Here is a 1153-nt window from a genome sequence, read left to right as displayed (position 1 = left end):
AAGGGGAAAGCTATCGACTGAAGCACGCGCTCTCCCATCAAAAGAAAATGACTTCTTCTTAAGTGACCGAAAGTTTCACTGGCAGGGTTGTGTACAAAAGCCTGCATGATTATGTACTTTTTCATTGCAAAAAACACACAGATGTTGGGGATGCATCGACATACGGTGAAATCTCTAAGTGAAAGAGAAAGAAATCATGTACAAAAACGCACGAAGAAAGGGTCAAAATTAGATCCCTATAAAGAGTACCTATTAAGGCGAGTACTTGAAGACCATGTATTTAATTGTGAAAAGCTTTATCAAGAAATTCGAAAACAGGGATATTCAGGCGGAAAAACGATCCTTAAAGAATTTGTACAGCCATATCGCAAGGCCTTTAAAGAAAGTCATACCAGACGGTATGAGACTGAACCAGGAGAGCAAATACAGGTGGACTGGAAAGAAGCTGGCCTTTATCAAGTTGATGGAGATATTATACCGTTAATGATATTTGTGGCTACTTTGTCTTATTCACGGATGAGTTATGTTTGTTTTGCGGAAAGGCAGGACCGAGAGCATCTGCTTCACTGTCTAGTTAATGCCTTCGAATACTTTGGAGGTGTTCCGGAAAAGGTTCTGTTCGACAATATGAAGACGATAATAAACCGAAGAAGTGGTTCTGAAGTTGAGTGGAATGAAAAGTTTTTAGACTTCGTCGATTATTATGGATTTACACCAAAGGTCCACCGACCTTATCGGCCTCAGACCAAAGGAAAAGTGGAACGGTTCATAGGGTATATGAATGGCTGGTTAGAGACGTCCTCAGTTCAATCATTACAGGAATTGAATCGTACACTAATGAGATGGGTCGAAGAAAGAGCGAATCAGCGTGTCCACTCTACAACAGAACGAAAGCCTGTGGAACTTTGGATGAAAGAATCTCTCGATTCTCTTCCAACAAGGTATGAAGTGAGTTATCTAACCTATCGAAAGATAGGAAAAGACGGCGTCATGAATTATCACGCTCGAAAAATGGCTCAACACCAAAATATGTTCTTGACCCTTCAATACTGCACCCGCTTGTCGTTACACTCTAGAAGCAGGCGTTGTTTGTAACCCTCCGGGTTACGAGTGAAGTAATGGCGGCGCTGCAGCGCCTTGATTTTATTATTTT

The 1153-nt window shown here is 41.4% G+C and carries 1 protein-coding gene; it reads left to right on the top strand.

The genetic code is table 11. From position 1 onward, the window contains the following. The first annotated feature begins 150 nt into the window (after positions 1-150). Complete coding sequence (istA, locus tag ACTTK7_RS17230; protein ID WP_462869331.1) at positions 151-1095, top strand: IS21 family transposase; 945 nt, start codon at positions 151-153, stop codon at positions 1093-1095. Positions 1096-1153: the final 58 nt, after the last annotated feature.

This window comes from Marinococcus tarijensis (assembly GCF_054971385.1).
Note: the sequence above shows the minus strand (reverse complement) of the source record. Positions and strands in the feature narration are given on the sequence as shown.

Coding starts and splice junctions, on each gene's coding strand:
- istA (WP_462869331.1), top strand. CDS start 151: ATGCATCGACATACGGTGAAATCTCTAAGTGAAAGAGAAAGAAATCAT.